This window comes from Methylophaga sp., from assembly GCF_965655755.1.
Lineage (GTDB): Bacteria > Pseudomonadota > Gammaproteobacteria > Nitrosococcales > Methylophagaceae > Methylophaga.
This window is the reverse complement of sequence record NZ_CBFHHW010000061.1, coordinates 1-4,659: the sequence shown is the minus strand read 5'-3', so window position 1 is coordinate 4,659 and position 4,659 is coordinate 1. Positions and strand designations below refer to the sequence as shown.

Annotated in this window: 5 protein-coding genes; 4 read left to right on the top strand and 1 reads right to left on the bottom strand. The window is 41.0% G+C overall.

Translation table 11 applies throughout. From position 1 onward, the window contains the following. The 4 genes from ACTF5U_RS12240 to ACTF5U_RS12225 form a co-directional block, all read left to right on the top strand. Positions 1-740: glycosyltransferase (locus ACTF5U_RS12240; RefSeq protein WP_438971915.1), on the top strand; the 740-nt coding region annotated here is incomplete at its 5' end. Further along, positions 740-1,558, top strand: coding sequence for a lipopolysaccharide core heptose(I) kinase RfaP (gene rfaP, locus ACTF5U_RS12235; RefSeq protein WP_438971914.1), 819 nt, complete (start codon positions 740-742; stop codon positions 1,556-1,558). The genes ACTF5U_RS12240 and rfaP, both read left to right, overlap by 1 nt. Then, complete coding sequence (locus ACTF5U_RS12230) at positions 1,555-2,943, top strand: lipopolysaccharide kinase InaA family protein (RefSeq protein WP_438971913.1); 1,389 nt, start codon at positions 1,555-1,557, stop codon at positions 2,941-2,943. Before rfaP ends, ACTF5U_RS12230 begins: the two co-directional genes overlap by 4 nt. A gap of 31 nt (positions 2,944-2,974) precedes the next feature. Then, positions 2,975-3,811, top strand: coding sequence for a sulfotransferase family protein (locus tag ACTF5U_RS12225; RefSeq protein ID WP_438971912.1), 837 nt, complete (start codon positions 2,975-2,977; stop codon positions 3,809-3,811). On the opposite strand, the gene ACTF5U_RS12220 is transcribed toward ACTF5U_RS12225, so the two are convergent. Next, complete coding sequence (locus tag ACTF5U_RS12220; RefSeq protein WP_438971911.1) at positions 3,782-4,483, bottom strand: CatB-related O-acetyltransferase; 702 nt, start codon at positions 4,481-4,483, stop codon at positions 3,782-3,784. The genes ACTF5U_RS12225 and ACTF5U_RS12220 overlap by 30 nt on opposite strands. Positions 4,484-4,659: the final 176 nt, after the last annotated feature.

Genomic DNA, 4,659 nt, shown 5'->3' with positions numbered 1-4,659 from the left:
TGCCTCGCTATCGAACCTATGCAGCAATTGAAAAGGCCTTATTTGAGAACCCTGATTTGCACAGTGTTTTCCTCACTCAATATCAGCAGACCCAATATCAACATAGTTTTGGGTTGAACCCGGATAATAATTTTTTATTGCCAGTCTGTGTCGATGCGTCTTTTCATTACACGGATGAAAAATTTCAGGCGGCACGAGCCTGGCGTAAGCTAAATGAGCAAGAGGCTGGACGTATTTTGCTCTTATTTGTGGCTGCAGATTTTAATACTAAAGGGCTGGACAGAGTTATTGAGGCATTGATGGGGCTGGAAGAGCAAAAACAAAGCTTGTTTGAGCTCTGGGTTGTCGGAAATGGCAAACAAGCCAGTTACGAAAACTATTTGAAACAAAATCGTCGGATTCGTTATAAATTCTGGGGGGGGCAGAATGAGCTTGCTACATTTTATCTGGCAGCTGATTATCTCGTGCATCCTGCCAGAAAAGAAGCGGCCGGTATGGTTTTAGCTGAAGCAGCAGCAGCGAGGTTGCCGATGTTTATCAGTGATGTTTGCGGTTATCGCTTTCTTGCTGAGCATGATGCTGCTTCAACGATTTTGAATGAAAAGACGATTGTGACTGAATTAATAACCGCTTTAGCAACTGTGGATATGGTTCCTCATCGTACTGAAAAAAATACTGAGGTGTCGGCTTTATCCCGCGGTGAGTTGTGTGCAGATCAAATCGAAGCCTGGTGCCAATGATGAAACAGACGGTGTATATCCGTAAAGACCTGGAGACAGCCTGGCAGAACCAAGACTGTTTTGATCTGCTTGCCAAGCAACAGGGTGATATATACCGAGACAAGGAAGGGCGTCGAACACTCCGATTTACTCTGAACGGTCACAGTTATTTTCTTAAATACCATGCCGGTGTGGGCTGGGGAGAAATTGTTAAAAATCTGCTCCAATTCAGATTACCCATTATCAGCGCGAAGAATGAATGGCAGGCTATACAACGTTTTCATCAGCTAGGCATCGGCACAATGACACTTGCCGCTTATGGAGAGCGCGGTTCTAACCCGGCTAAAAGACATTCTTTTGTCGTTACTGATGATTTGGTCAACACTATGAGCCTGGAAGATTTGGGCAAGCAATGGCGGTATAACCGACCTGACTTCCAAACAAAACAAATCTTGATCGAAAAACTGGCCACAATGAGCCGAGCGATGCACCAGGCGGGTATTAATCACCGTGATTATTATTTATGCCACTTTTTGCTTACCGATACGTTTGCTGATACCAATGTGATTGAGGCTGATACGGCGGTTTTTCTAATCGATCTGCATCGGGCCCAACAGCGCAGGAAAGTACCCAGACGCTGGTTGGTGAAAGATTTAGGCTCTTTGTATTTCTCTGCCCATGAAGTGGAGCTGACTCAACGTGATTTATATCGTTTTATGAAGACATACAGCGATAAATCGTTACGAAAAATAGTAGAACAAGATCTGGCTTTTTGGCGAAAAGTAGAACAGCGAGCACAGGTCCTGTTTGCTAAATGGCAAGGACAAAACGCCTCGTGAGTAAGGAAATAGAAGCCTTCCTGGCCGGTGAAGCAGTCTCTGTGCCATTTGATATTGGCCATAGCAATGAGCGTTATCATTGTCAGCAAATTCTGAGGTACTTACCAGGAAGAAGGCTGGTGGTCAGGGCAGAATCTAAAGGACGATCTTTATTATTGAAACTATTCAAGCCGAACAAAAAAGGACGGCGGGAATTAGCCAGAGAAATAAACGGTTATCAGGCATGTGAAAAAGCCGGTGTTCCCACGCCAGAACGGCTGTCGATTAGCGAAAATATTGAAGGTTGTCTGGCAATTGCTTATGCCTTCATTTCAGATGCAAAGACGTTTGAAATGCCTTTTTCTGAGCACTCAGACTCGATCCAAAAGTTAATTGATTTGATGCTTTTGTGCCATCAAGCAGGTATTTATCAAGAAGATATTCATCCTGATAATCTCTTAATGACCGAAAACGAGCTATTTCTAATCGATCTGGCATCAGTGCGAGGTAAAGTCGGCAAACCGCTTGCCAAAAATACCAGTCTTAACAATCTTGCTTTACTCATCGCTCAGTTCCAGTCAGATCAGCAGGATCGATTACTACAACATCTGGAGAGGTATTTTGATAAGCGTGGCTGGATCTTTGATTCAAAAACGCAACAAGCGTTTGAGAAGCGACTGAAAAAAGTCTGGCAGAAACGAAAAACAAATTATCTGAGAAAATGCTTTCGTTCCTGCACCATGACAGCCTATAAAAAGACACTGAAGTTTGAGTATGCGTTTAAACGCTCTTTTTTTGAAGCCGCAGAAGTTGATCTTGTCAATCAGATTGATTCGCTGGTCGAGCATGGGCGAATTTTAAAAGCAGGTAATTCAGCCACCGTTGTATTGGTAAAACTCGCTGGAAGGGATGTTGTTGTCAAACGATATAACATTAAATCTTTTAGTCATTTTCTGAAACGTTGCTGGCGACCAAGTCGGGCAGCTAACGCCTGGCGCTATGGAAACCTTATGACATTGATCGGAGTACCAACCCCGGAAGTATTAGGCTTCATCGAGAAAAGGAATTATTTACTCAGGACAACAGCGTATTTGTTGTGTGGCTACTCGGCGGAGACACAGGAGCTATCAAAGGTCTATCCATATGAGCACCCAACAGGGAATGTGCTAACGCAAATCAAACGAATTTTTCGTTTGATGAAAAAATATAGAATTAGTCATGGTGATCTAAAAGCGAGTAACTTGCTTCTAAAAGCTAATGCGATTGTAGAATTGATCGATCTTGATGCGATGCAGGAACATCAATATGAAAGCTTGTTTAACCGTGATTATGAAAAAGATAAAGCCAGATTTTTAAGGAATTGGAGGCTTGCTGAAAACCCTACTCAGATTTTCGGTAAGTTATGATTCACAAACTCATTTAATACTTGGGCGTTCGATGCAAAAAAAACATATTCACATTGTAGGCTGCGTACCTAGGAGTGGTACCACGTTAATGACCGAATTAATGACAACATGTTTTGATATTGATGGATATACAGAGCATGAATACAGTGTTTTTAAAGAGTTTACATCACCCTGTGAAATCCTCTGTACTAAGAACCCTAATGATATTAAGCGGATATCATATCCTTTGGCGATAAATCCAAATCTTTATGTGATTTACTTGCTCAGGGATCCGCGGGATGCAATCTCAAGTCGTAGTCATAAAAATAACAAAAATGATAAAAAAATATGGAGTAATCTCAAGACATGGAAAGAGCATCACGAGATTGCTCAACACCTGGAAAAAAATCCTCATTTTATTACGGTAAAATATGAAGATTTGGTGACCGAACCAGATAAGGTGCAACGTGAACTTCAAAAAAAGTTACCTTTTCTCGAAGTGAAATGCCTTTTCAGTGAATACCATTTACAAGCAAAACCTTCGAATAAATCTGAAGCGGCCTTAGGTGGTTTAAGACCAATCAGCCCCCAGAGTATTGGTAACTGGGCTAAAAATAAGCCTTATTTAAAAGCCCAAATTGAAAAATATGGTGATATATCCGACCTACTGATTCAGTTGGGGTATGAAGCTGACACTAAATGGTTGTCAGAATTAGATGGTGTCGTCCCTGATAACCAGGATGAGATTATCAAACAAAAATCGTGGTTTAAATTGTGGAAAGAAAAAAACGTCACGCTTAAACGAAGACAGTGGTTATACAAATTGTCACTTTCGCCCACATATGGCAGAGCCATTTCTTTAGTCCGTAGAGCGCTTAGAATCTTTTAAGCCTTTTCCTTGAAAGTAAAAAAACTTAAATTGAGCCTTTTGATGTAGTTTTTGAGTTTTTTGAGTGAATGATGAGATGTCTTGAAAATCTAAAGAATCGAGCTGCTTTTTATCTAAGTTCCACCATTGTGATGACAATAGTTGTTTGATGGTGGCTTTGTTGAAGCGAAAACGAATTGATTTAGCAGGGTTTCCAGCAACAATTTCATACGGTAAGACATCTTTAGTGACAACAGCATCACATCCAACAATGGCACCATGACCGATTGTCAATCCTGCCATAATGACTGCATTATCTCCGATCCACACGTCGTGCCCGATTTGAGATGGGGGCACCAGTCTAGTGTAGTTGCGACTAAATTGTGTACTTGTCGATACCCAATCTAGTGGGTGATTACGTGGGTTTAGACCTAAAGTTACATTACGACCGATCGAGCAGTAACGCCCTATTATAGAAATATTCAGTAATTTGGAGTCACTTCTCACATAACTATAGGCGCCAAGTTCTAATATTTTCGAGGTGGATTGTCTTTGATCAATTAGAACTTTACCGAGACGTGAAAATTCTTCAAGTCGTAGTTTACAATTGTTAACGAATTGTTGTGTTGTGCTTATTCTGACATTGAATTGTTTGGCTTTACGCTTAGCTAAATAATCATACAGCTTAAACATAATTCAAATCGCCTCAAGGTCATCATTGATATAGGGATAAGAGCTTTCAAGAAGAGCTAAAAATCGTGACCATTTACGATTTATTTTGGCTCTACCTAAGAAAGGTATGAAGTTGGCCAGTGGTAAAAAATCAGCATTCCCTAAGTTGTCTATGATGTAAGCTGCATAAGTCCCAT

What these genes read in the sequence shown, in the direction of transcription:
- rfaP (WP_438971914.1), top strand. Translation starts at nt 740, where the DNA reads ATGAAACAGACGGTGTATATCCGTAAAGACCTGGAGACAGCCTGGCAG.
- ACTF5U_RS12225 (WP_438971912.1), top strand. Translation starts at nt 2,975, where the DNA reads ATGCAAAAAAAACATATTCACATTGTAGGCTGCGTACCTAGGAGTGGT.
- ACTF5U_RS12220 (WP_438971911.1), bottom strand. Translation starts at nt 4,483, where the DNA reads ATGTTTAAGCTGTATGATTATTTAGCTAAGCGTAAAGCCAAACAATTC.